Below are 22,157 nucleotides of genomic sequence, written 5' to 3' on the forward strand. Positions count from 1 at the left end.
GGAGGGCCCCGATGCGCACACTCCTCGGTTTCATCTTCGGCGTGCTGCTCTGCGGCAGCGCCTGGGCCGGCGACGACATCGTCGTCATCGCCCACCCCGGCATCACGCGCCTGGACCTGCCGACGCTGCAGCGGCTGTACACCGGGCGGGCGGTGGAGGTCGGCGGGGCGCCGGCCGAAGTCGTCAACGCGCCGCCGGGCACGCCGTCGCGCCAGCGTTTCCTGTCGCAGGTGGTGCAGCTCGACGACGGCCGCTACGTCGCCTACTGGACGGTGCGCCGCCACGTCGGCCGCGGCGTGCCGCCGCGCGAGCTGAAGACGGCCGCCGAGATCATCGCCTTCGTGCAGGCCACGCCGGGCGCGATCGGCTACATCCCGGCGTCGGAGCTCAAGCCCGGGCTGAACGTCGTGCTGCGGCCCTGATCAGGCCGCCGGCAGCGTGACGGCGAAGCTCGAGCCGGCGCCGGGCTCGCTCTCGACCTCGATGCGCCCGCCCATCAGCACCACCAGGTCCTGCGTCAGCGCCAGACCGATGCCGGTGCCTTCGACCCGGCCGCGCACGCCGCGGCCGCGGTAGAAGGGCTCGAACAGGCGCTCGCGCTCGTCGCGCGCGATGCCGATGCCGGTGTCGTGCACGACGAAACGCCGCCACGGGCCGGCGGGCGCCGCGATCTCCAGCTCGACGCGGCCGCCCGGCCGGTTGTACTTGATGGCGTTGGTCAGCAGGTTCAGCAGCACCTGGCGCAGGCGGGTGCGGTCGGCGCGCACGACGGCGCCGGCCCCGGCGTCGGTCAGCGTCAAGCTGACCCGGGCGCGTTCGGCGCTCGCGGTGACCATCGCCAGCGCCTCGTCGGCCAGCGGCCGCAGCTCGACGGCGGCCAGCCGCATCTCGAAGCCGCCGGACTCGATGCGCGTCAGGTCCAGCAGGTCGCCGATCATCTGCAGCAGGTGCTCGCCGGCCTCGCGGATCAGCTTGAGCCGGCGCTCCTGGCCTTCGCTGGGCGGGTCGACCGGATCGCTCTCCAGCAGCTGGGCGAAGCCGAGCACCGCGTTCAGCGGCGTGCGCAGCTCGTGGCTCATGCGCGAGAGGAACTCGGTCTTGGCGCGGTTGGCGGCGGCCGCCACGGCGGCGTCCTGGCGCGCCTGCTCGAGTTCGCGGCGTTCGGTGGCGTCTTCCAGGTAGCCGTGCCAGACGGTCGAGCCGTCGTCCTGGCGGCGCGGCGTCGCTTCGCCGCGCACCCAGCGCAGTTCGCCGTCGCGGCGCACGCGGAACTCCACGCGCCAGGGTTCGAGCGTGCGTGCCGACGCGCGGATCGCGGCGCGCAGCGGGCCGCGGTCGTCGGGCTCGACGCAGTCCAGCAGCGCCCGGCCGTCGCGCGCCAGTTCGGCCGGCTCGATGCCGAACAGCGCCCGGCAGCGCTCGCTGGCGTAGGGGAAGGTGACGCGGCGTTCGCGGTCGACGCGCATCTGCACCAGCGTGCCCGGCACGTGGCGCGCGATGCGCGCCAGCCGCTCCAGCGCCTGCTGCGCGGTGTCGGCCAGCTCGCGCAGCTCGGTGATGTCGGTCTGCGTGCCCAGCATGCGCAGCGGGCGGCCGTCGGGGTGGCGCTCGACGATGCGGCCGCGCTCGCGCACCCAGCGCCAGCGGCCCTGGGCATCGCGGATGCGGTAGCTGTGCTCGTAGACGTCGACCTCGCCGCGCGCATGGCGCAGGTAGGCCTCGTGGTTGGCCGCCCGGTCCTCGGGGTGGATCAGCCGGTTCCAGTCTTCCTGGGTGTGGCCGATGGCCCCGGGCCGGTAGCCCAGCATCGCCAGGCCTTCGTCGATGTCGCTGAGGCGGTCGCTGTCGAGGTCCCAGCCCCAGACGAAGGTGCCGGTGCCGGCCAGCGCGGCGTGGAACAGCGCGTGGCGTGTATCGCCGCCGGCGGCCGGATCGGGCGGGCAGGGGCGCGCGCCCGATTCGGGCGAGGGGGTCGGCTGCGTGCCCACCCCCGCGTCCTCTCAGTGGCCGTGCAGGTGCACGCCCGCGGCCAGCTTGTAGGCCGTGCCGCAGTACGGGCAGCGGCCTTCGCCGGTGCTCGCGACGTCGATGAAGACGCGCGGGTGGTTGCTCCACAGCGGCATCTTCGGGTTCGGGCAGAAGACGACGCCCGGCCCGGCGAGGTCGGCCGCCTGGACCTCGACGGTGGCTTTGGGTTCGTTCATGGGTTCAGACCTTGGTGAGCCATTCGGCGTACTTGGGGTTGCGGCCGTTGACGATGTCGAAGAAGGCGGTCTGGATCTTCTCCGTCACCGGGCCCCGCGCGCCAGCCCCGATCTGGATGCGGTCGAGCTCGCGGATCGGCGTCACTTCGGCCGCCGTGCCGGTGAAGAAGGCCTCGTCGGCGACGTAGACCTCGTCGCGCGTGATGCGCTTCTCGACGACGCTGATGCCCAGGTCGCGGCAGATCGCGAAGATCGTGTTGCGAGTGATGCCGTTGAGCGCGCCGGCCGACAGGTCGGGCGTGTAGACGGTGCCGCCGCGCACGATGAACAGGTTCTCGCCGGCGCCTTCGGAGACGAAGCCCGAGGCGTCGAGCAGCATCGCCTCGTCGTAGCCGTCTTCGGTGGCCTCCATGTTGGCCAGGATCGAGTTCGTGTAGTTGCTCACCGCCTTGGCCTGCGTCATCGTGATGTTGACGTGGTGGCGGGTGTAGCTGCTGGTCTTGACGCGGATGCCGCGGCGCAGGCCTTCCTCGCCGAGGTAGGCGCCCCAGGGCCAGGCGGCGATCATCAGGTGCACGGTGTTGCCCTTGGGGCTGACGCCGAGCTTCTCCGAACCCAGCCAGGTCAGCGGGCGCAGGTAGCAGCTGTCGAGCTTGTTGGCGCGCACGACCTCGCGCTGCGCGTCCATCACCTCCTGCAGCGAGAAGGGGATCTTCATGCGCAGGATCTTGGCGCTGTTGAACAGGCGCTCGGTGTGCTCCTGCAGGCGGAAGATCGCCGTGCCCTGGGCCGTGTGATAGGCGCGCACGCCCTCGAAGGCGCCGCAGCCGTAGTGCAGCGTGTGCGTGAGCACGTGGATCTTCGCGTCGCGCCAGTCGACCAGCGCGCCGTCCATCCAGATCTTGCCGTCGCGGTCGGACATCGACATGGTGGTTCCTCGGGAAAAGTGAGCGGTTCTAGAGAGCGACGATTCTAGGCGGCGGGGTGCGCGCCGGCATCGGGTGCGGCGCCTGCGCGCACGAGCTGCCAGGCGCCGACACGGCCGCCGTGGAACTCGACACGCACCGCGTCGCCGCCGGCGTCGCGCCAGACGAAGGTCTCGGGCGTGTCGGCGATCTTTTCGCCCAGGCTGCCGGTGAGCTTCATCACGGCCAGCATCGGCAGCCCGCGCTCCAGCCTGGCGTGCAGCACGACGGCGCTGGCGACGCTGGCGCGTGGCCGCTGCGCCGCCTGCTGCATCCCGCGCAGCGCGCGGCTGAACTGCAGCAGCAGCCAGAACACGGTGACGGTGACGCCCAGCGCGACGCCCTTCCAGCCCCAGCCGACGTAGCCGGCGGCGACGGCGGCGGCGGCCAGCAGCCAGCCGATCCAGGCGTTCATCGTCTTGCTCCCAGGTCGGCTTCGCGCCGGCCGACGCGGCCGCTGCGCAGCGCGTCGGCCCAGTCGCCGCGGCCGTGGGCCTCGGCGCGGCGGGCGGCGCTTTCGTGGTCGTAGTCGACGGCGCGCAGCGTCGCCTGCCAGCCGCCGGAGCCGTGTTCCAGCCAGGCGTAACGCGCCTGCGGCGTGCCGGTCTCGGCGACGTGCGGCGCCGGCTGGTCGTGGTCGAAGGCCGGCAGGCCGACGCTGCCGGGGTTGAGCACCGTCGTCGTGCCGACGCGGCGCTGGCGCGGCAGGTGGCTGTGGCCGCAGAGCAGCCAGGCCGGCGTCGCGGCCGGCAGGCGCGCGGCGATCTCGCCCTCGTCGGCTTCGTGCAGGCCGTCGGCGCGCACGCTGTGCAGCAGGTACTCCAGGTCGCTGCGGCCGCTGCCGTGCAGCGCGAGCACGTCGGCATGCGGCGCCATCGTCGCCGGCAGCGCCGCCAGCCAGGCGCGTTCGGCCTCGCCGAGCGCGTCGAAGGCGAAGCGGTCGCTGTCGCCCAGGCGTTCAGGCGGCGGCGTCAGCAGCTGGCGCTCGTGGTTGCCGGCGATCGTCGGCCAGCCCAGCGCCATCAGCCGGCGCGCGGTCTCCAGCGGCCACAGCGGGCCGGAGACGATGTCGCCCAGGTTCAGCCAGCCGTCGACCGTGCCGGCGTCGGCGATCACCGCCTCCAGCGCCGGCAGGTTGCCGTGGATGTCGGAGACGACGGCCCAGCGCATCGTCACAGCCCGCGCACGATGTCGATCGCCTGCTCGATGCGCTCGACGGCGTGCACCGTCAGGCCTTCGATCGGCTTCTTCGGCGCGTTGGCCTTGGGCACGACGGCGACCGAGAAGCCGAGCTTGGCGGCTTCCTTCAGCCGCTCCTGGCCGCGCGGCGCCGGGCGCACCTCGCCGGCCAGGCCCACTTCGCCGAAGGCGACGAAGCCGCGCGGCAGCGGCTTGCCGCGCAGCGAACTGGTGATCGCGAGCAGCACCGCCAGGTCGGCCGCCGGCTCGCCGATGCGCACGCCGCCGACGGCGTTGACGAACACGTCCTGGTCCATGCACGAGACGCCGGCGTGGCGGTGCAGCACCGCCAGCAGCATCGCCAGGCGGTCGCGGTCCAGGCCCACCGACAGCCGCCGCGGGCTGGGGCCGCCGCTGTCCACCAGCGCCTGCACCTCGACCAGCAGCGGCCGTGTGCCTTCCAGCGTCACAAGCACGCAGGAACCCGACACCGGCTCGCCGTGCGCCGACAAAAAGATCGCGCTCGGGTTGCTGACGCCGCGCAGCCCCTTCTCGGTCATCGCGAAGACGCCGATCTCGTTGACGGCGCCGAAGCGGTTCTTGATCGCGCGCACCAGGCGGAAGCTGGAATGCGTGTCGCCCTCGAAATACAGCACCGTGTCGACGATGTGCTCCAGCACGCGCGGCCCGGCCAGCGCGCCTTCCTTGGTGACGTGGCCGACGAGCACCATCGCGCAGCCGCCGGTCTTGGCGACACGCGTCAGCTGCGCGGCGCATTCGCGCACCTGGGCCACCGAGCCCGGCGCCGAGGTCAGCTGGTCGGAGTACAGCGTCTGGATCGAGTCGATGACGCAGAACGCCGGCTTCTCGGCGTCCAGCGTCGCCAGGATCTTCTCCAGCGAGATCTCGGCGACGACGCGCACCTTGGCGCCGGCCAGGCCCAGCCGGCGCGCGCGCAGCGCGACCTGGGCGCCCGATTCCTCGCCGGTGACGTAGAGCACCGGCATCACGGCCGACAGCGCGTCCAGCGCCTGCAAGAGCAGCGTGCTCTTGCCGATGCCGGGGTCGCCGCCGATCAGCGTCACGCCGCCGGCGACGATGCCGCCGCCGAGCACGCGGTCGAGTTCCTCCTGGCCGGTCGGCGTGCGCGCGACTTCGGCGGCGTCGATGTCGGCCAGCGTCGCCACCGGCTGGCTCCTGGCCAGCGCCTGGAAGCGGTTGTTCTTCGTCGCCGGCTCGGCCAGGCCCTCGTCGAGCGAGTTCCAGGCGCCGCAGGCCGGGCACTTGCCCAGCCACTTGGGGCTGGTGCCGCCGCACTCGCGGCAGGTGTAGATCGTTTTCGCCACGGGGGTGATGCTGTCAGAAGTCGCGCACGCGGCCGCGCCCGGCCTTGACCTGGGCGTCGCGCGCCTTGCCCTGCAGCCGGCGCTGCTTGGACGACCAGGTCGGTTTCGTCGCCCGGCGTTGCACGGGCACCTCGGCCGCGGCGTCGACCAGCGCCTGCAGCCGCGCCAGCGCGTCGGCCTGGTTGCGCGGCAGGCTGCGGTGGGTCTGGGCCTTGATGACGACGACGCCGTCGCTGACGATGCGCTGGTCGGGCGTCGCCAGCAGTCGTTCCTTGATCGCGTCGGGCAGCGACGAGGCGCGGATGTCGAAACGCAGATGGACCGCGTTCGAGACCTTGTTGACGTTCTGCCCGCCGGCGCCCTGGGCGCGGATCGCCGCGAACTCGACCTCGCGGCGGTCGACGCGCGGCGGCGCGGCCATCAGTCCTCGGCGACGCGCATCGTCACGCGCGGCGCGACGGCGCACATCAACTCGTAGCCGATCGTGCCGGCGGTGCGTGCCACCTCGTCGATCGGCAGCACGCTGCCGCCCGGGCCGCGGCCCCAGAGCGTGACTTCGCTGCCGATGCCGGCGTCGGGCAGTTCGGTGAGGTCGACCTCGAGCATGTCCATCGAGACGCGGCCGATGGTGCGCGTGCGCCGGCCGTCGACCAGCGCCGGCGTGCCGGTGGGGCACAGCCGCGGGTAGCCGTCGGCGTAGCCGCAGGCGACGATGCCCACGCGCATCGGCCCCGGCGCGGTGAAGCTGCTGCCGTAGCCGACGGTGTCGCCGGCGGCCAGCGTCTGCGTGGCGATGATGCGCGAGCGCAGCGTCATCGTCGGCTGCAGGTCCCAGTGGGCGATGTCGTGCTCGGGGAAGTCGGGCGCGCTGCCGTACAGCAGGATCCCGGCGCGCACCCAGTCGTTCTTCACGCCGTGGCGCAGCAGCGCGGCGCTGTTGGACAGGCAGCGTTCGCCCGGCAGGTCCTGCGTCGCGGTCTCGAAGGCGGCGATCTGGTGGGCGATGCCGCGTGGGCCGTCGGCGTCGGAGAAGTGCGTGATCGCCGAGATCTCGTCGACCTGCGGCAGCGCGCCCAGCCGTGCCCAGGCGCCGCGGAAGGCCGCCGGCGTGAAGCCCAGCCGGTTCATGCCGCTGTTGAGCTTGAGGAAGACGCGGTGCGGGCGGTGCGTCTTGTGCGCCGCCAGCCAGTCGATCTGCTCGTCGCAGTGCACCGCATGCCACAGGTCCAGGCGCGAACACAGCTCCAGGTCGCGCGGTTCGAACACGCCTTCGAGCAGCAGGATCGGGCCGCGCCAGCCCAGCGTGCGCAGGCGCTCGGCCTCGGCCAGGTCCAGCAGCGCGAAGCCGTCGGCGCCGCGCAATCCGTCATAGGCGCGCTCGATGCCGTGGCCGTAGGCGTTGGCCTTGACGACCGCCCAGACCCGTGCATCGGGGGCCTGCGCGCGGGCGCGCTGGAGGTTGTGGGCGAGGGCGCTGACGTGGACGAGAGCTTCGATGTGGCGGGGCATGGCCGAGTCATTTTGCCAGCCGGATCGTGTCTTCCATCCTTCGGAACGACGATGCCACCGTGCTATAAACCGCCAGCCCGAAAGGATGGAGAGACAGGACTGGCGCCCGGAACCGGCGTCCCCGGCTGGTGCGCGACAGATGAAAAAAGGTTTCTCGACCATCATGTCGGCGCAGTTCTTCAGCTCGCTGGCCGACAACGGGCTTACTGTCGCTGCCATCGAACTGCTGCGCAGCAGCCAGGCGCCGAGCTGGCACGTGCCGGTGCTCGCGGTCGTCTTCGCGCTGTTCTACGTGGTGCTCGCGCCCTTCCTCGGCGCCTTCGCCGACGCGATCCCCAAGGGCCGCGTGATGCTGATCTCCAACGGCATCAAGATCGTCGGCTGTCTGCTGATGCTGTTCGGCGGCCATCCGCTGCTGGCCTATTCGATCGTCGGCCTGGGCGCCGCGGCCTACTCGCCGGCCAAGTACGGCATCCTCACCGAACTGCTGCCGCCGTCGCAGCTGGTCAAGGCCAACGGCTGGATCGAAGGCCTGACGATCGCCAGCGTCATCCTCGGCACCGTGCTCGGCGGCCAGCTCGTCGGGCCGCACATCGCGCCGGTGCTGCTCGGCATCGACCTGCCGTTCTTCGACACCGGCATCGACATGCCGGCCGAAGCCGCGATCTGCGTGCTGCTGGTCATCTACGCGCTGGCGGCGCTGTTCAACCTCTACATCCCGCGCACCGACGCGCCGCTGCAGCCGCTGCCGTCGAACCCGCTGACGCTGGTGCGCGACTTCTCGCGCTGCAACGCGCGCCTGTGGTCGGACAAGCTGGGCCAGATCTCGCTGGCGACGACGACGATGTTCTGGGGCGTCGGCGGCAATCTGCGCATCATCGTCTTCCCCTGGGCCGCGGCGGCGCTGGGCTACACGACGACGCAGGCCTCGTCGCTGGCCGGCGTGGTGTCCGTCGGCGTGGCCGTCGGTGCGGTGCTCGCCTCGATGCGCATGCGCCTGGACCGCGCCACCGCGGTGATCCCGCTGGGCGTGCTGATGGGTGTGCTGCTGATGGGGCTCAACCTCATCCGCGACCTGTCGGTGGCCATCCCCTTCCTGCTGCTGCTGGGCGCCGCCGGCGGCTACCTCGTCGTGCCGATGAACGCGCTGCTGCAGCACCGCGGCCACAACCTGATGGGCGCCGGGCGTTCGATCGCGGTGCAGAACTTCAACGAGCAGGCCTGCATCCTGGCGCTGGGCGCCTTCTATGCCGGCATGACGCGCTTCGAGCTCTCGGCCTTCGCCGCGATCACGGTCTTCGGCCTCGTCGTCGCCGGCATCATGGAGACGATCCGGCGCTGGCACCGGCGCAACATCGTCCAGCACAAGGACGAAGTCGAGCGGCTGCTGACCATCGCCCGCACCGATGGCCATTGACGCCGCCGCGCCGCGCGCCGGCAGTTCCGGCGCGACGGCGCCGGCGCTCGCGCTACTGGCCAACGCTTTCGTCTGGGGCCTCTCGTGGTGGCCTCTGCGCGAGCTGCAGGCCCTGGGCCTGCACCCGCTGTGGGCCACCGTCACGGTCTACGGCAGCGTCGTGCTGGCCATCAGCGCCTGGCGGCCGTCGGCCTGGCGCGAGCTGCTGCGCACGCCGGTGCTGTGGGTGCTGGTGGCCGCTGCCGGCACGACCAACGCCACCTTCAACTGGGGCGTGACCGTCGGCGACGTCGTGCGCGTCGTGCTGCTGTTCTATCTGATGCCGCTGTGGACCGTGCTGCTGGCGCGGCTGCTGCTGCGCGAGCGCCTGACGCGCGCCGCCGCCCTGCGCGTGGCGATGGCGCTGGCCGGCGCGGCCGTCGTGCTCTGGCCCGAAGGCGGCGGCCTGCCGCTGCCGCGCACGCTGGCCGAATGGCTGGGCATCGCCGGCGGCTTCAGCTTCGCGCTGAACAACGTGATGCTGCGCCGCGAGGCGCACCGGCCGCAGTCGGCGCGCGCGCTGGCGATGTTCCTCGGCGGTGTCGTCGTCGCCGGGCCGCTGGCCGCGACGCTGGCCGCGCACGGCGCGGTGCCGATGCCGCCGTCCCCGGCGCCAGGCTGGATCGCCGGCGCGCTGCTGCTAGCGGTGTTCTTCCTCGGCGGCAACCTCGCGCTGCAGTACGGCGCGGCGCGTCTGCCGGCCAACGCGACGGCGGTGGTCATGATCACCGAGGTGCTGTTCGCCTCGGTCTCGGCGGCGCTGCTGGGCGCTGCGGCGATCACGCTGCCGCTGCTGGCCGGCGGCGCGCTGATCGTCGGCGCGGCGCTGCTCGCCGCCCGCTGAATCAGTGGCTGGCGGGCGCCGCGGCGCGCGGCGGCCGCGAGACCAGGCGCGTCAGCTCGTCATCGTCCAGCGGCTTGCCGAGATAGGCGTCGGCGCCGGCGAGCGCGCCGCGCACGCGGTCGATCTCGCCGTGCTGCGCCGAGACCAGCACCAGCACCGCGCCGAGCGCGCCCGGGCTGGGCTGGCGGCGCAGGCGGCGGCACAGCGCCAGGCCGTCGAGCTCGCTCGCGTCGCCGAGCTCGACGTCGACGAAGACGAACTCGAAACGCTGGCGCGCCAGGCGTTCGAGCGCCTGGCCGCTGGTGCGCGCAGCGATGCTGGGCAGGCCCAGGCGCTGCAGCCGGCCGGCCAGATGGCGCGTCGCGACCTCGCTGTCGTCGACGATCAGCGCATGCGGCATGGCCGGCCGGGCGGCCGGCGCCGCCGGAGCGCGCATCGCGACGATGGCGTCGAGTTCACGCAACAGCAGCAGCGCGTCCATCGGCCGCGGCATCCAGGCCGCGGCGCCTTCGGGCGCGTGGCGGCCGACGAAGACCGCGTCGCCGACGCGGCCGGCGGCCGAGGCGCTGAGCACGGCGTCGACGTCGTCGGCGTCGACGACGAGGAAGTCGGCCTGCTCGGCGTCGGCGACCTGCACGTAGCCCGGCTCGCGCGTGGCGGCCAGGCGCACGCAGCAGCCGAGCGTGCTGCGCTCGAAGGCGCTGAAACCGAGCAGGTGGAGGCGGTGCAGCATGGCGGCAAACATGCTGCGCGGTGCCTGTTCGCCCTGTCAACGCCGGTCATGGGATGGGGGCTTACGATGCGCGTTTCGTCACGACCGGAGCTTCGATGGCCGCGACCCTGTCCGATTTCGACGCCGTCACGATCGACGGCCAAGCCGCACCGCTGTCCGCCTATGCCGGCCAGGTGGTGCTCGTCGTCAACACCGCCAGCCGCTGCGGCTTCACGCCGCAGTTCGCCGGGCTCGAGGAGCTGTGGCAGCGCTACCGCGAGCGCGGCCTCGTGATCCTGGGATTCCCGAGCAACGAGTTCGGTGCTCAGGACCCGGGCACGAACGACGAGATCGCCTCGTTCTGCCAGCTCAACTACGGCGTCAGCTTCCCGATGATGGCCAAGGTGAAGGTCAACGGCGGCGACGCGCATCCGTTGTGGCGATGGCTCACCACCGAGGCGCGCGGCGTGCTCGGCACCCAGGCGGTGAAGTGGAACTTCACCAAATTCCTCGTCGGCCGCGACGGACGCGTGTTGAAGCGTTACGCGCCGACCGACGCCCCGGCCTCGCTGGCCGCCGACATCGAGAAAGCGCTTTCGGCATGACCGTCTTCTCCCACCTCGAGCCCTATGCGGGCGACCCGATCCTGTCGCTGAACGAGGCCTTCGGCCGCGATCCGCGCCCGGCCAAGGTCAACCTGTCGATCGGCATCTACTTCGACGACGCGGGCCGCATCCCGGTGCTCGACTGCGTGCGCCAGGCCGAGGCGCAGCTGCTGGCCGAAGCCGGCCCCAAGCCCTATTTGCCGATGGAAGGCTCGGGCGCCATGCGCACCGCGGTGCAGACGCTGCTGTTCGGCGCCGCCAGCGCCGCCGTCGCCGAAGGCCGCGTCGCGACGCTGCAGACCATCGGTTCCAGCGGCGGCCTGAAGGTCGGCGCCGATTTCCTGAAGCGCTGGTTCCCGGCGAGCACGGTCTGGGTCAGCGACCCGACCTGGGACAACCACCGCTCGATCTTCGAAGGCGCCGGCCTCGCCGTGAAGGCCTATCCGTACTACGACGCGGCCACCGGCGGCGTCGCCTTCGATCGTCTGTGCGAGACGCTGCGCGGCCTGCCGGCGGGCGACGTCGTGCTGCTGCACGCCTGCTGCCACAACCCGACCGGCGTCGACCTGTCGCCGGCGCAGTGGGCCGAGCTGGTGACGATCGTGCGCGCGCGCGGCCTGATCCCGTTCCTCGACATCGCCTACCAGGGCTACGGCGACGGCATCGAGCAGGACGCGTTCGCCATCCGCGCGCTGGCCGACGCCGGGCTGTCGTTCTTCGTCTCGAACTCGTTCTCCAAGAGCATGAGCCTGTACGGAGAGCGTGCCGGCGCGCTGTCGGTGGTCTGCGCCGACCGGGCGGAGGCCGAGCTCGTGCTCGGCCAGATGAAGGCCACCGTGCGCCGCAACTACTCCAGCCCGGGGCTGCACGCCGCCGGCGTCGTCGCGCGCGTGCTCGGCGAGCCGGGGCTGCGCGCCTCGTGGGAGGCCGACGTCGCGGCGATGCGCGAGCGCATCCTGGCGATGCGCCGCGCGCTGCACGAGGTGCTGGCGGCGCGCAAGCCGGGGCGCGACTTCGGCTACTTCCTCAGCCAGCGCGGCATGTTCAGCTACACCGGGCTGTCGCCGCAGCAGGTCGACCGGCTGCGCGAGGAGTTCGGCGTCTACCTCGTGCGCTCGGGCCGCATCTGCGTGGCCGGGCTCAACAGCGGCAACGTCGAGCGCACGGCCGAGGCCATCGCCGCCGTCGTCTGAGCCTGGACGCAGGACGCCGGAAGGCGTTCTGCGCCTGCCCAAGGCCCGAGCGCGATTTCACGCGGGAGGGCTGAGCGGTCATTCGGCCGGGATCTCCCGGCCGACCGCCTGCTGCACCAGCGCGCGCAGCCAGCGCTGCGCCGGGTCGCCGTCCTGGCGCACCGGCCAGACCATGTGCACGCCCACTGGCGGCAGCGTCACCGGCGCCGGCAGCGCCCGCGTGACGAGGCGCTGCGGCGTGCCGGTCGCAGCGATGAAGGACAGCGGCAGCACCGTGATCACGTCCGACTGCGTGACGACGCGCCCCGCGGTGTAGTACTGGTTGACGGTCAGCACGATGCGCCGGCGCCGGCCGAGCGCGGCCAGGGCCTCGTCGATCATGCCGTGCGGCCGGCCCGAGAAGCTGACCAGCACGTGGTGCGCCTCGCAGAAGGCGTCCAGCGTCAGCGCGTCGGCCAGCGGATGGCCGCGGCGCATCACGCAGACGTAATGGCTGCGGTGCAGCTGGCGATGCAGCAGGCCCGACGGCGGGCCGTCGGCGACGATCGCCGCGATGGCCTCGGGAAAGTGGCCGACGGCCAGGTCGGCCTCGCCGTCGCGCAGCATCGCGCGCGGGTCGCGGCTGGTCAGCGGCACCAGGCGCAGGTCGACGCGCGCCTGGCGCGACTCGATCGCGCGCACGAAGATCGGCGTCAGCACCGAGGCCGGCGCATCGGACATCGCGATGCGGAAGTTCGCCTCCTGGCTGCGGGCGTCGAACTGCTCCGGCGCCAGCGCGCGCTGCCATTCGGCCAGCCCTTCGCGCACCACCGGCCACAGCGCCAGCGCGCGCGGCGTCGGCTTCATGCCGTGCGCGCCGCGCACGAACAGGGCTTCGCCGACGGCCTCGTGCAGCCGCTTCAGCGAGTGGCTGGCTGCGGGTTGCGTCACGGCCAGCACTTCGGCGGCGCGTGTCAGGCTGCCTTCGGCCATCACCGCGTCGAAAACACGCAGCAGGTTCAGGTCCAGCGTGCGGAAGTTCATGAATCGATTGTGATATGCACGCCGCTTATGCGCGTGATGCAAAACATTCAATGGATCGACATCGGGTAAACCCTGAAAATGCCGTCATCGCAGCCCCACAAGGGCTGTGCCGACAGGAAAGATGATGGGCATGTACGTTGAAGTCCAATCGGTCGCACCCGCGCAGGAGACCCCTCGCGGTTCGCTGATCGCCGCCGAGCTGTTCGCTCGCCTGATGAAGCGCCTCTCGCCGCAGCCGCACACCCCGGAGCGCGTGCACGACGTCGCGATGGTCCGTGAGCTCGCGCACCAGGTCGAAAACACCGACCCCGGTTTCGCCGCCGACTTGTTCGCCGCGGCCGCCCGCCACGAAGGCCTGGGCGACTGATCACTCCTGGCGGCCTGACCAGCCGCTCCCTCGCGGCCCCGACGCTTCCCGCGCTGGGGCCGTTTTTCGTCCGGCCAGGCCTGTCCGGGCACACGCGGCGCATCGGGCATCATTGCCCGCGATGTCCGTGTTCTTGCTGCGCCGTTTCGCGACCTTCTTGCTGACCCTGGTCGCGGCCTCGGCGATCGTCTTCGTCGTGCTCGACATGCTGCCCGGCAGCGCCGCCGAGGTGGTGCTGGGCGAGACCGCGACGCCCGAGGCGGTCGCCGCGCTCGAGGCCCGGCTGGGCCTGGACCGGCCGCCGGCCGAGCGTTACGCCGAGTGGGTCGGCGGGCTGCTGCACGGCCGCACTGCCGACAGCATCGCCTACGACACGCCGACCGCCGAGCTGATCGCCGAGCGCCTGCGTGTGTCGCTGCCACTGGCCGCGCTGGCGATGGCGCTGACCGTCGTCGTCGCGCTGGCCGCCGGCGTCTACGCCGCGGCGCGCCGCGGCCGCGCCGGCGACGTCGGCGTGATGATCGCCACCCAGCTCGGACTGGCCGTGCCTGGCTTCTGGCTGGCGATGCTGCTGATCCTGCTGTTCGCGGTGCAGCTGCAGTGGGTCGGGGCCGGCGGTTTCCCCGGCTGGAGCGAGGACGAGGGCGGCGGCCTGCTCGAAGGCCTGAAGGCGCTGCTGCTGCCGGCGCTGGCGCTGGCCGCGGTGCAGGCGGCGATCCTGGCGCGTGTCACGCGCTCGGCGGTGCTCGACACGATGGGCGAGGACTACGTGCGCACCGCGCGCGCCAAGGGCCTGTCGCGGGCGCAGACGCTGCGCCGCCACGTGCTGCGCAACGCCGCGATCCCGGTGCTGACCGTCGCCGGGCTGCAGTTCGCCAACCTCGTCACCGGCACCATCGTCGTCGAGAACGTCTTCGTGCTGCCGGGGCTGGGCCGGCTGGTGTTCCAGGCGGTGGCCAACCGCGACCTGGTCGTCGTGCGCGACGTCGTGCTGCTGCTGGCAGCGCTGGTCGTCGTCGTCAACTTCGTCGTCGACGTGCTCTATGCGCTCGTCGATCCGCGGCTGCGGCACGCATGAGGCACGGCGCGCCGTCCTTCGCCGCGCGGGCGCGGCGCAGCCCGGGCTTCGTGCTCGGCGCGCTGCTGATCGGCGCCGTCGTGCTGATGGCGCTGGTCTCGCTCGCCTGGACGCCATGGGCACCGGACGAGCTCGACATCGCGGCGCGGCTGCAGCCGCCGTCGGCGGCGCACTGGCTGGGCACCGACAGCCTGGGGCGCGACATCGTCTCGCTGCTGATGGCCGGCGCGCAGACCAGTCTGCTGGTCGGCGTCGTCGCGGTCGCGATCGGCCTCGTCACCGGCGTCGCGCTCGGCTGCCTGGCGGCGGCGCGCCGCGGCTGGGTCGACGAGCTGGTGATGCGCGCGGCCGACTTCGGCTTCGCCTTTCCGGCGCTGCTGTCGGCGCTGCTGCTGGCCGCGGTGCAGGGGCCGGGGCTGGCCACCAGCGTCGTCGCGATCGGCCTCTACAACGTGCCGGTGTTCGCGCGCATCACGCGGGGCGCGGCGCTGGCCGTCTGGTCGCGCGAGTACGTGCTCGCCGCCAGGGCCGCCGGCAAGGGCGGCTGGCGCATCACGCGCGACCACGTGCTGCCGAACATCGCCGCGCCGATCATCGTGCAGGCGACGATCGCCTTCGCCACGGCGATCCTCGCCGAGGCGGCGCTCAGCTATCTCGGCCTGGGCACGCAGCCGCCGCGGCCGAGCTGGGGGCGCATGCTCAACGAGGCGCAGACGCAGTGGTTCCAGGCGCCGATGCAGGCCGTCTACCCGGGCCTGGCGATCATGAGCGCCGTGCTCGGGCTGAACCTGCTGGGCGACGGGCTGCGCGACCTGCTGGACCCTCGCCTGGCCCGGTCCGCGCCCGGCGCGCGATGATCGCGGCCCGCACGGAGGCGCCATGGCACGCAATGTCGAGATCAAGGTCCGCGTCGACTCGCTCGACGCGCTGCGCGAGCGCGCCGCGGCGCTGGCCGGTGCCGCGCTCGAACTGATCGAGCAGGACGACGTCTTCTACGCGGTCGCCAAGGGGCGGCTGAAGCTGCGCCGCTTCGCCGACGGCAGCGCCGAGCTGATCCATTACGAACGCCCCGACGGCGACGGCGCACGCCTGTCCGACTACGAACGTGTCGCCGTCGGCGAGGCGGCCGAGGCGCTGCACCGCGTGCTCGCGCGCGGCTTGGGACTGCGCTCGCACGTGCGCAAGCAGCGCTGGCTGGCACGGGTCGGCCGCAGCCGGCTGCATCTGGACCGCGTCGAGGGCCTGGGCGACTTCGTCGAGATCGAGGTCGTGCTTGCCGACGGCGAGTCCGAGGCCGACGGCCGCGAGGTCGCCGAGGGCCTGCTGGAGGCGCTCGGCCTGAGTGCTGCCGAGCGTGTGCCGACCGCCTACGCCGACCTGCCGCCCTTGGCCGTCTGATCGGCGCTGGGCCGAGAAGCCCTAATCGTTGCGGCGCTGCAACAAAACGCGGTGTTGCATCCGTGCTGCAAGCGATGCCTCCGGATGGCGGCTTTCGCGCTCCGGAATGCCGCGGATGGCGGTGCGGGAACTGTCACGCAAGCCCTTTACGCGGGGGCGCGCGTCGTGCGAGCGCGAGTAGCCGCCATGCATGACAGGTCGTCGCATGCAATGCGGGTTTATTATTTCTTCTGATGCATGACACTATTGCCCAGGAAGAGCTAGTTGCCGCTACTGGCGGTTCGTAGCCTTCGAGTCGCTGAGGTGCCGCCTCGCTGCGGCCTGTGTGTCTGAATCTCATCTCCCAACGAGGAATCCATATGAAGAAGTCCCTCATTGCCATGGCCGTCCTGGCCGCTGCCGCCGGCAGCGCTTCGGCCCAATCGTCGGTGACCGTGTTCGGTATCGTGGACGTGGCCGTGCGTCATGTCGACGGCGACGGCACCACCAAGACCCTGCTGTCCAGCGGTGGCCTGAGCACCGGCCGCATCGGCTTCCGCGGCATCGAAGACCTGGGCGGCGGCCTGAAGGCCGGCTTCTGGCTCGAGTCGCAAGTCAACGCCGACGACGGCACGCAGCCGCAAGCCCGCTTCTGGCACCGCCGTGCCACGGTCAGCCTGATCTCGGACTCGCTGGGTGAAGTTCGCCTGGGCCGTGACTTCGCGCCGACCTACAGCGCGTTCGCCGACTACGACGCCTTCGGTGACAACGGCGTCGCCGCCTTCACCGCGATGTACAAGCCGCGTACCGTCAGCGGCACCACGCCGCAGACCGCCGTCCGCGACGACAACCAAGTCAGCTACATCCTCCCGACGACCCTGGGTGGCATCTACGGCCAAGCCTCGGTCGCCGCCGGCGAAGGCACCAAGGGTTCGAAGTACTACGGTGGCCGCATCGGCTACAAGACCGGCCCGTTCGACGTCAGCGCCGCCTACGGCCAGACCGAACTGGCGAGCAGCGACGACAAGTACAAGCTGTTCGTCGTTGGCGGTTCGTATGACTTCGGCGTCGCCAAGATCCTGGCTGCCTACCAAGAAGCCAAGTACGACGTCGGCGTCGCCTCGATCGACGGCCTGAAGGACAAGCTGCTGACGGTCGGCGCGACGGTGCCGGTCGGTGCCTTCGTGATCCGCGCGTCCTACGACCAGGTCAAGGCCGACGACGACAAGAACGCCAAGCGTCTGTCGCTGGGTGGCATCTACAACCTGAGCAAGCGCACCGCCTTCTACGGCACCTACTCGGTCATCGACAACGACGATGCCGGCACCTTCGTGGTTGCCGACAGCCCGGCCGTCGCCGCTGGCAAGAAGTCGCAAGGCGTCGAAGTCGGCGTCCGCCACTCGTTCTGATCGCGATCGGGCCGGCTGCCTCCGGGCAGCCGACCTGTCGGCTCAGCAAGCCCCGGTGCCCTGGTGCCGGGGCTTTTTTCTTGGGCGCCTCGGCGGGCGCGCTATCGTTGCCGGCCGCCGTGTCCCCGATGTCCGAGTCTTCCGAACTGCTTGCCGTGCACGACCTGCGGGTCGTGCTGCCGACCGCGACCGGCGCCGGCGCGGCGCTGGACGGCGTCTCCTTCGCGCTGGGTCGCGGCGGCACGCTGGGCCTGATCGGCGAATCCGGCTGCGGCAAGTCGCTGACCGCGCTGGCCTTGATGGGCCTGCTGCCCGAGGCGGCACGCGTCTCCGGCTCGATCGTCTTCGAAGGCCGCGAGCTGACGACGCTCGCCGAACGCGACTGGTGCGCACTTCGCGGCGACCGCCTGGCGATGGTCTTCCAGGAGCCGATGACGGCGCTGAACCCGCTGCACACCGTCGGCCGCCAGATCGCCGAGCCGCTGCGCCTGCATCGCGGCCTGTCGGCGGCGGCCGCGCGTGCCGAGGCGCTGCGCCTGCTCGAACGGGTGCACCTGCCCGACGCGGCGCGCCGGCTCGACGCCTACCCGCACCAGCTCTCCGGCGGCCAGCGCCAGCGTGTCGTCATCGCGATCGCGCTGGCCTGCGCGCCCGACCTGCTGATCGCCGACGAGCCGACGACCGCGCTCGACGCCACCGTGCGCCGCGAGGTGCTGGAGCTGATCGCCGAACTGCGCGCCGACACCGGCATGGCGCTGCTGCTGATCAGCCACGACCTCGGCGTGATGGCGCAGTCGGTCGAGCGCCTGCTCGTCATGTACGCCGGCGTCGTCGTCGAGAGCGGGCCGACGGCCGCCGTCTTCGAGCGCCTGGCGCATCCGTACACGCGCGCGCTGTTCGCCGCCCAGCCGCGCCTGGGCCTGGCGCGCGGCACCCGGCTGGCGACGATTCCCGGGCGCGTGCCGGCGCTGGGCGAACGCCCCGCCGGCTGCCCCTTCGCCGAGCGCTGCCCGCGTGCCGTCGCCGACTGCCGCGCCGCGCTGCCGGCGCCGGTGGCCGTCGGCCCGGGCCACGAGGCGCGCTGCATCCGCCTGGACCCATGACGGCGCCGCTGCTGCAGGTCCAGGGGCTGGGCAAGCGCTACCGCCTGCCGCGCGAGCACCTGTTCGCCCCGGCGCCCGAGCTGCAGGCGCTGGCCGACGCGAGCTTCACGCTCGAAGCCGGGCGCACGCTGGGCATCGTCGGCGAGTCGGGCTCGGGCAAGAGCACGCTGGCGCGCCTGGTGATGGCGCTGGAGATGCCCAGCGCCGGCCGCGTGCTGCTCGACGGCGAGGACCTGCATGCGCTGGCGCCCGAGGCGCTGCGGCGCGCGCGCGCCAAGTTCCAGATGGTCTTCCAGGACCCCTACGGATCGCTGGACCCGCGGCGCAGCGTGCTGCAGACCGTCACCGAGCCGCTGGCCGTGCTGCACGGCGCCGGGCGCGAGGAGCAGCTCGCGCGCGCCGTCGAGGTGCTGGAAGCCGTCGGCCTGGGTCCGGCCGACCTGCCGAAGTACCCGCACGAGTTCAGCGGCGGCCAGCGCCAGCGCATCGCGATCGCACGCGCGCTGGTCACGCGGCCCAAGCTGATCGTCGCCGACGAGCCGGTCAGCGCGCTCGACGTCTCGGTGCAGGCCCAGGTGTTGAACCTGATGCAGGACCTGCAGGAGCGCTACGGCGTCGCCTACCTCGTCATCAGCCACGACCTGGCCGTGGTCGACCTCGTCAGCGACGAGGTGCTGGTGCTCTACCAGGGCCGGGTCGTCGAACGCGGCACGCCCGAGCGCCTGTTCCGCGCGCCGGAGCACCCGTACACGCGCCGCCTGCTGGCCGCCGCCCTGGGTGGCGCAGAATCGCGCCGCCATGAATCCCACCCGTAGAACCGTCAACACGCTGCTGGCCGGCCTGCCGCTGGCCGCGGCGCTGCCTCTTGCGCAGGCCCAGGCGACGAAGAAGCGCCTGGTGCTCGGCATGGTGCTCGAGCCGCCCGGCCTGGACCCGACCGTCGCGCCGGCCGCGGCGATCGGCGAGATCGTGCACTACAACGTGCTCGAAGGGCTGACGAAGATCGGCATGGACGGTCGCGTGTCGCCGCTGCTCGCCGAGTCCTGGACCGTCTCGCCCGACGGCAAGAGCTACGTCTTCCGGCTGCGCCGCGGCGTCGCCTTCTCCGACGGCGCGGCCTTCGACGCCCAGGCCGTCAAGTGGAGCTTCGAGCGCGCGCGTGCCGACGGCAGCACGAACAAGGCGAAGAAGGCGGTGTTCGACAACATCGCCCGCATCACCGTCGAGAACCCGCAGACCGTCATCCTGACGCTGGCCAACGCCGACGCGACGCTGCCGTTCCGCCTCGGCGAAAGCAGCGCCGTCATCCTGCACCCGGCCAGCGCCGCGACTGCCGCGACGCGGCCGGTCGGCACCGGGCCGTACCGCGTCGAGGACTGGAAACGCGGCGTCAGCGTCACGCTGGCCAAGTGGGCCGGCCACCGCGACGCTGCGCGCGTGGCGCTGGAGCGTGTCGTCTTCCGCTTCATCAACGACCCCGCGGCCCAGGTCGCGGCGCTGCTGGCCGGCGACGTCGACGCGATGCCGCGTTTCGCCGCGCTGCAGGCGCTGCCGCAGCTGCGTGCCGACCGGCGTTTCGTCGTCGAGGTCGGCGCCACCGCCGGCAAGGGCATCCTGGCCGTCAACCACCGCCGCAAGCCCTTCGACGATGTGCGCGTGCGCCGCGCGCTGACGCACGCCATCGACCGCCGCGCCTTCATCGCCGGCGCCCAGGAAGGCCTGGGCACGCCGATCGGCAGCCATTTCGCACCCACCGACAGCGGCTACGTCGACCTGTCGGGCCTCTACGCCTACGACCCCGACAAGGCGCGTGCGCTGCTGAAGGAAGCCGGCGTGACGACGCCGCTGCACGTCACGCTGACGCTGCCGCCGCCGCCTTACGCGCGCAAGGGCGGCGAGATCGTCGCCGCGATGCTGGCCAAGGTCGGCGTCGTCGCGAAGATCGAGAACGTCGAGTGGGCGCAGTGGCTGTCGGGCGCGTTCAAGGGCCAGTTCGACCTCACGCTGATCAACCACGTCGAGCCGCTGGACTACGCCACCGCCTACGCCGACCCGAAGTACTACTTCGGCTACGACAGCGCCGACTTCCGCCGCCTCGTCGCCACGCACGCGGGCAGCAACGACGCGCGCGAGAAGGCGCGGCTGTGGCGCGAGATCCAGCGCAAGCTGGCCGACGACGCGGTCAACGTCTTCCTCTGGAACCCGGCGCAGGTGGCGGTCTGGCGCAAGGGCCTGCGCGGGCTGTGGACGCGCTCGCCGATCTTCGCCAACGACCTGGCCGCCGTCTCCTGGAGCGCCTGATGACGGCGCTGCACGCGCTCGACGCCGCGACGCTGGCCACGCTGTACCGGCGCGGCGAGCTGTCGCCGGTGGAGGCCACGCGGGCCGTCATCGAGCGTGTCGAGTGCCTGGAGCCGACGCTGCACGCGACCTGGGGCTTCGATCCCGAGGGCGCGCTCGCCGCCGCGGCCGAGTCCGAAGAACGCCACCGCCGCGGCCGGCCGCTGTCGGCGCTGGACGGCGTGCCGGCGATGCTCAAGGAGAACATCGGCACACGCGGCTGGCCCAAGCCGCTGGGCTGCGCCGCCGTCGAGGCCGCGCCCGAAGCCGAGGACTCGCCGCCCGCGGCGCGCCTGCGCGAAGCCGGCTGCGTTTTCGTGGCGCGCACGACGATGCCCGACTACGGCATGCTGTCCTCGGGGCTGTCGAGCCTGCACGCGGCGGCACGCAACCCCTGGAACCCGGCGCTGACGCCCGGCGGCAGCAGCGCCGGCGCGGGCGCCGGGGCCGCGGCCGGCTACGGCCCGCTGCACGTCGGCACCGACATCGGCGGCTCGATCCGTCTGCCCGCCGGCTGGTGCGGCGTCGTCGGCTTCAAGCCCAGCCTGGGCCGCGTGCCCATCGTGCCGCCGTACGCCGGCCGCTGCGCCGGGCCGATCACTCGCACGGTGGCCGACGCCGCGCTGCTGATGGCCGAGCTGTCGCGCCCCGATGCGCGCGACGCGACCAGCCTGCCGCCGCAGGCCATCGTCTGGGACCGGCTCGACGACCTGGAACTGCGCGGCCTGCGCCTGGGCCTGCTGCTCGATGCCGGCTGGGGTCTGGCGCCCGAACCGCGCCATGTCGAAATCGTCACTGCCGCCGCACGCGCCTTCGAGGCCGCCGGCTGCATCGTCGAGCCCCTGGCGCCGTTCACGACGCCCGCGATGGCCGACGGCATCGACCTCTTCTGGCGCATGCGCTCGTGGCTGGACCTGCAGGCGCTGCCGCCCGAGCGGCGCGAGCGTGTGCTGCCTTTCATCCGAGACTGGGCTGGTCGCGGTGCCGGCTACAGCGCGGCCCAGGTCTTCCACGGCCAGGCGCAGATGGCGGCGCTGCGCGACGCCGCGGTCGCGGCCTGCTCGCGGTTCGACTTCGTGCTCTCGCCGGTGGCGCCGGTGCCGGCTTTCCCGGCGCTGCACGCCAGCCCGACGAACGACCCGGCGCGCGCGATGGCGCACATCGGCTTCACGCTGCCGTTCAACATGAGCGAGCAGCCGGCCATCGCCGTGCCGGCCGGCATGACCGCCGACGGCCTGCCGGTCGGGCTGCAGATCGCCGGCCGGCGCCACGACGACCTGGGCGTGCTGCGCCTGGCGCGCGCCTGGGAGCGGCTGCGCCCGCCGCTGCCGGCTGGGCCGCCGATCTGAGGCCGGACGCAGGACGCCGGAAGGCGTTCTGCGCCTGCCGAAGGCCCAAGCGCGATTTCACGCGCGAGGGCTGAGCCCCGCCGGGCCTGTTACGCGCT

At 72.4% G+C, this 22,157-nt stretch carries 24 protein-coding genes; 14 read left to right on the top strand and 10 right to left on the bottom strand.

What is annotated here, in order from left to right:
* The first annotated feature begins 11 nt into the window (after window positions 1-11).
* Window positions 12-422, top strand: a complete 411-nt coding sequence (locus tag RGE_RS00785; protein WP_014426398.1) for a type 2 periplasmic-binding domain-containing protein — start codon at window positions 12-14, stop codon at window positions 420-422.
* On the opposite strand, the gene RGE_RS00790 is transcribed toward RGE_RS00785, so the two are convergent.
* From RGE_RS00790 to alr, 8 genes are read right to left on the bottom strand one after another with little or no spacing between them, the layout of a single operon-like run.
* Entirely contained in the window at window positions 423-1,988 is a 1,566-nt protein-coding gene (locus tag RGE_RS00790; RefSeq protein WP_014426399.1) for a PAS domain-containing sensor histidine kinase, read from the bottom strand.
* 12 nt (window positions 1,989-2,000) lie between these two features.
* A complete protein-coding gene (locus RGE_RS00795; RefSeq protein ID WP_014426400.1) occupies window positions 2,001-2,204 on the bottom strand; it encodes a zinc-finger domain-containing protein in 204 nt (67 codons plus the stop codon).
* A gap of 4 nt (window positions 2,205-2,208) precedes the next feature.
* The gene (locus RGE_RS00800) at window positions 2,209-3,132 is read right to left on the bottom strand and encodes a branched-chain amino acid transaminase (protein ID WP_014426401.1); all 924 of its coding nucleotides are present in this window, start codon (window positions 3,130-3,132) and stop codon (window positions 2,209-2,211) included.
* A gap of 44 nt (window positions 3,133-3,176) precedes the next feature.
* Window positions 3,177-3,584, bottom strand: coding sequence for a hypothetical protein (locus tag RGE_RS00805; RefSeq protein WP_014426402.1), 408 nt, complete (start codon window positions 3,582-3,584; stop codon window positions 3,177-3,179).
* Window positions 3,581-4,339 carry a metallophosphoesterase family protein gene (locus tag RGE_RS00810; RefSeq protein ID WP_014426403.1) on the bottom strand — a complete coding sequence of 253 codons (759 nt, stop codon included), beginning with the start codon at window positions 4,337-4,339 and terminating at the stop codon, window positions 3,581-3,583. Before RGE_RS00810 ends, RGE_RS00805 begins: the two co-directional genes overlap by 4 nt.
* Before the next feature lie 2 nt (window positions 4,340-4,341).
* Window positions 4,342-5,694: a DNA repair protein RadA gene (gene radA, locus RGE_RS00815; RefSeq protein WP_014426404.1), complete on the bottom strand. Its 1,353-nt coding sequence runs from the start codon at window positions 5,692-5,694 to the stop codon at window positions 4,342-4,344.
* A 13-nt stretch (window positions 5,695-5,707) separates the two neighbouring features.
* Entirely contained in the window at window positions 5,708-6,115 is a 408-nt protein-coding gene (arfB, locus tag RGE_RS00820) for an alternative ribosome rescue aminoacyl-tRNA hydrolase ArfB (RefSeq protein WP_014426405.1), read from the bottom strand.
* Entirely contained in the window at window positions 6,115-7,203 is a 1,089-nt protein-coding gene (alr, locus tag RGE_RS00825) for an alanine racemase (protein ID WP_014426406.1), read from the bottom strand. Before alr ends, arfB begins: the two co-directional genes overlap by 1 nt.
* A 139-nt stretch (window positions 7,204-7,342) precedes the next feature.
* Here alr and lplT point away from each other — a divergent pair, with 139 nt between their 5' ends.
* Together lplT and RGE_RS00835 are read left to right on the top strand one after the other, a co-directional pair.
* Window positions 7,343-8,620, top strand: a complete 1,278-nt coding sequence (lplT, locus tag RGE_RS00830) for a lysophospholipid transporter LplT (protein WP_014426407.1) — start codon at window positions 7,343-7,345, stop codon at window positions 8,618-8,620.
* Window positions 8,610-9,503: a DMT family transporter gene (locus RGE_RS00835; RefSeq protein ID WP_014426408.1), complete on the top strand. Its 894-nt coding sequence runs from the start codon at window positions 8,610-8,612 to the stop codon at window positions 9,501-9,503. Before lplT ends, RGE_RS00835 begins: the two co-directional genes overlap by 11 nt.
* Before the next feature lies 1 nt (window position 9,504).
* On the opposite strand, the gene RGE_RS00840 is transcribed toward RGE_RS00835, so the two are convergent.
* The gene (locus RGE_RS00840; protein ID WP_148280095.1) at window positions 9,505-10,236 is read right to left on the bottom strand and encodes a response regulator; all 732 of its coding nucleotides are present in this window, start codon (window positions 10,234-10,236) and stop codon (window positions 9,505-9,507) included.
* A gap of 95 nt (window positions 10,237-10,331) precedes the next feature.
* On the opposite strand from RGE_RS00840, the gene RGE_RS00845 reads away from it, so the two are divergent.
* Both RGE_RS00845 and RGE_RS00850 read left to right on the top strand, forming a co-directional pair.
* On the top strand, window positions 10,332-10,820 hold the full coding sequence (locus tag RGE_RS00845) for a glutathione peroxidase (RefSeq protein ID WP_014426410.1): 489 nt from the start codon (window positions 10,332-10,334) through the stop codon (window positions 10,818-10,820).
* Window positions 10,817-12,013, top strand: a complete 1,197-nt coding sequence (locus RGE_RS00850) for an amino acid aminotransferase (RefSeq protein ID WP_014426411.1) — start codon at window positions 10,817-10,819, stop codon at window positions 12,011-12,013. The genes RGE_RS00845 and RGE_RS00850 overlap by 4 nt, the downstream gene beginning before the upstream one ends.
* Window positions 12,014-12,091: 78 nt before the next feature.
* On the opposite strand, the gene RGE_RS00855 is transcribed toward RGE_RS00850, so the two are convergent.
* Window positions 12,092-13,036, bottom strand: a complete 945-nt coding sequence (locus RGE_RS00855; protein WP_014426412.1) for a LysR family transcriptional regulator — start codon at window positions 13,034-13,036, stop codon at window positions 12,092-12,094.
* Between the two features lie 130 nt (window positions 13,037-13,166).
* Between RGE_RS00855 and RGE_RS00860 the strand changes: the two genes are divergently transcribed.
* The 9 genes from RGE_RS00860 (at window position 13,167) to RGE_RS00900 (ending at window position 22,059) form a co-directional block, all read left to right on the top strand.
* A complete protein-coding gene (locus RGE_RS00860; protein WP_231384607.1) occupies window positions 13,167-13,403 on the top strand; it encodes a hypothetical protein in 237 nt (78 codons plus the stop codon).
* 121 nt (window positions 13,404-13,524) lie between these two features.
* Window positions 13,525-14,481 (top strand): ABC transporter permease, encoded by a 957-nt coding sequence (locus RGE_RS00865; RefSeq protein ID WP_014426414.1) that lies wholly within the window; start codon window positions 13,525-13,527, stop codon window positions 14,479-14,481.
* Complete coding sequence (locus tag RGE_RS00870) at window positions 14,478-15,338, top strand: ABC transporter permease (RefSeq protein WP_014426415.1); 861 nt, start codon at window positions 14,478-14,480, stop codon at window positions 15,336-15,338. The genes RGE_RS00865 and RGE_RS00870 overlap by 4 nt, the downstream gene beginning before the upstream one ends.
* A 22-nt stretch (window positions 15,339-15,360) precedes the next feature.
* Complete coding sequence (locus tag RGE_RS00875) at window positions 15,361-15,879, top strand: class IV adenylate cyclase (RefSeq protein ID WP_014426416.1); 519 nt, start codon at window positions 15,361-15,363, stop codon at window positions 15,877-15,879.
* A gap of 359 nt (window positions 15,880-16,238) precedes the next feature.
* The gene (locus tag RGE_RS00880; RefSeq protein WP_014426417.1) at window positions 16,239-17,267 is read left to right on the top strand and encodes a porin; all 1,029 of its coding nucleotides are present in this window, start codon (window positions 16,239-16,241) and stop codon (window positions 17,265-17,267) included.
* A gap of 128 nt (window positions 17,268-17,395) precedes the next feature.
* On the top strand, window positions 17,396-18,370 hold the full coding sequence (locus tag RGE_RS00885; RefSeq protein ID WP_014426418.1) for an ABC transporter ATP-binding protein: 975 nt from the start codon (window positions 17,396-17,398) through the stop codon (window positions 18,368-18,370).
* Window positions 18,367-19,185, top strand: a complete 819-nt coding sequence (locus RGE_RS00890; RefSeq protein ID WP_014426419.1) for an ATP-binding cassette domain-containing protein — start codon at window positions 18,367-18,369, stop codon at window positions 19,183-19,185. Before RGE_RS00885 ends, RGE_RS00890 begins: the two co-directional genes overlap by 4 nt.
* A complete protein-coding gene (locus RGE_RS00895) occupies window positions 19,169-20,671 on the top strand; it encodes an ABC transporter substrate-binding protein (RefSeq protein WP_014426420.1) in 1,503 nt (500 codons plus the stop codon). The genes RGE_RS00890 and RGE_RS00895 overlap by 17 nt, the downstream gene beginning before the upstream one ends.
* Complete coding sequence (locus RGE_RS00900; RefSeq protein ID WP_014426421.1) at window positions 20,671-22,059, top strand: amidase; 1,389 nt, start codon at window positions 20,671-20,673, stop codon at window positions 22,057-22,059. The genes RGE_RS00895 and RGE_RS00900 overlap by 1 nt, the downstream gene beginning before the upstream one ends.
* The last annotated feature ends 98 nt before the right edge of the window (window positions 22,060-22,157 follow it).

Source organism: Rubrivivax gelatinosus IL144 (assembly GCF_000284255.1).
Lineage (GTDB): Bacteria > Pseudomonadota > Gammaproteobacteria > Burkholderiales > Burkholderiaceae_C > Rubrivivax > Rubrivivax gelatinosus_A.

What these genes read in the sequence shown, in the direction of transcription:
- RGE_RS00785 (WP_014426398.1), top strand. Translation starts at nt 12, where the DNA reads ATGCGCACACTCCTCGGTTTCATCTTCGGCGTGCTGCTCTGCGGCAGC.
- RGE_RS00795 (WP_014426400.1), bottom strand. Translation starts at nt 2,204, where the DNA reads ATGAACGAACCCAAAGCCACCGTCGAGGTCCAGGCGGCCGACCTCGCC.
- RGE_RS00800 (WP_014426401.1), bottom strand. Translation starts at nt 3,132, where the DNA reads ATGTCGATGTCCGACCGCGACGGCAAGATCTGGATGGACGGCGCGCTG.
- RGE_RS00805 (WP_014426402.1), bottom strand. Translation starts at nt 3,584, where the DNA reads ATGAACGCCTGGATCGGCTGGCTGCTGGCCGCCGCCGCCGTCGCCGCC.
- RGE_RS00810 (WP_014426403.1), bottom strand. Translation starts at nt 4,339, where the DNA reads ATGCGCTGGGCCGTCGTCTCCGACATCCACGGCAACCTGCCGGCGCTG.
- arfB (WP_014426405.1), bottom strand. Translation starts at nt 6,115, where the DNA reads ATGGCCGCGCCGCCGCGCGTCGACCGCCGCGAGGTCGAGTTCGCGGCG.
- alr (WP_014426406.1), bottom strand. Translation starts at nt 7,203, where the DNA reads ATGCCCCGCCACATCGAAGCTCTCGTCCACGTCAGCGCCCTCGCCCAC.
- lplT (WP_014426407.1), top strand. Translation starts at nt 7,343, where the DNA reads ATGAAAAAAGGTTTCTCGACCATCATGTCGGCGCAGTTCTTCAGCTCG.
- RGE_RS00835 (WP_014426408.1), top strand. Translation starts at nt 8,610, where the DNA reads ATGGCCATTGACGCCGCCGCGCCGCGCGCCGGCAGTTCCGGCGCGACG.
- RGE_RS00840 (WP_148280095.1), bottom strand. Translation starts at nt 10,236, where the DNA reads ATGCTGCACCGCCTCCACCTGCTCGGTTTCAGCGCCTTCGAGCGCAGC.
- RGE_RS00845 (WP_014426410.1), top strand. Translation starts at nt 10,332, where the DNA reads ATGGCCGCGACCCTGTCCGATTTCGACGCCGTCACGATCGACGGCCAA.
- RGE_RS00850 (WP_014426411.1), top strand. Translation starts at nt 10,817, where the DNA reads ATGACCGTCTTCTCCCACCTCGAGCCCTATGCGGGCGACCCGATCCTG.
- RGE_RS00855 (WP_014426412.1), bottom strand. Translation starts at nt 13,036, where the DNA reads ATGAACTTCCGCACGCTGGACCTGAACCTGCTGCGTGTTTTCGACGCG.
- RGE_RS00860 (WP_231384607.1), top strand. Translation starts at nt 13,167, where the DNA reads ATGTACGTTGAAGTCCAATCGGTCGCACCCGCGCAGGAGACCCCTCGC.
- RGE_RS00865 (WP_014426414.1), top strand. Translation starts at nt 13,525, where the DNA reads ATGTCCGTGTTCTTGCTGCGCCGTTTCGCGACCTTCTTGCTGACCCTG.
- RGE_RS00870 (WP_014426415.1), top strand. Translation starts at nt 14,478, where the DNA reads ATGAGGCACGGCGCGCCGTCCTTCGCCGCGCGGGCGCGGCGCAGCCCG.
- RGE_RS00875 (WP_014426416.1), top strand. Translation starts at nt 15,361, where the DNA reads ATGGCACGCAATGTCGAGATCAAGGTCCGCGTCGACTCGCTCGACGCG.
- RGE_RS00880 (WP_014426417.1), top strand. Translation starts at nt 16,239, where the DNA reads ATGAAGAAGTCCCTCATTGCCATGGCCGTCCTGGCCGCTGCCGCCGGC.
- RGE_RS00885 (WP_014426418.1), top strand. Translation starts at nt 17,396, where the DNA reads ATGTCCGAGTCTTCCGAACTGCTTGCCGTGCACGACCTGCGGGTCGTG.
- RGE_RS00890 (WP_014426419.1), top strand. Translation starts at nt 18,367, where the DNA reads ATGACGGCGCCGCTGCTGCAGGTCCAGGGGCTGGGCAAGCGCTACCGC.
- RGE_RS00895 (WP_014426420.1), top strand. Translation starts at nt 19,169, where the DNA reads ATGAATCCCACCCGTAGAACCGTCAACACGCTGCTGGCCGGCCTGCCG.
- RGE_RS00900 (WP_014426421.1), top strand. Translation starts at nt 20,671, where the DNA reads ATGACGGCGCTGCACGCGCTCGACGCCGCGACGCTGGCCACGCTGTAC.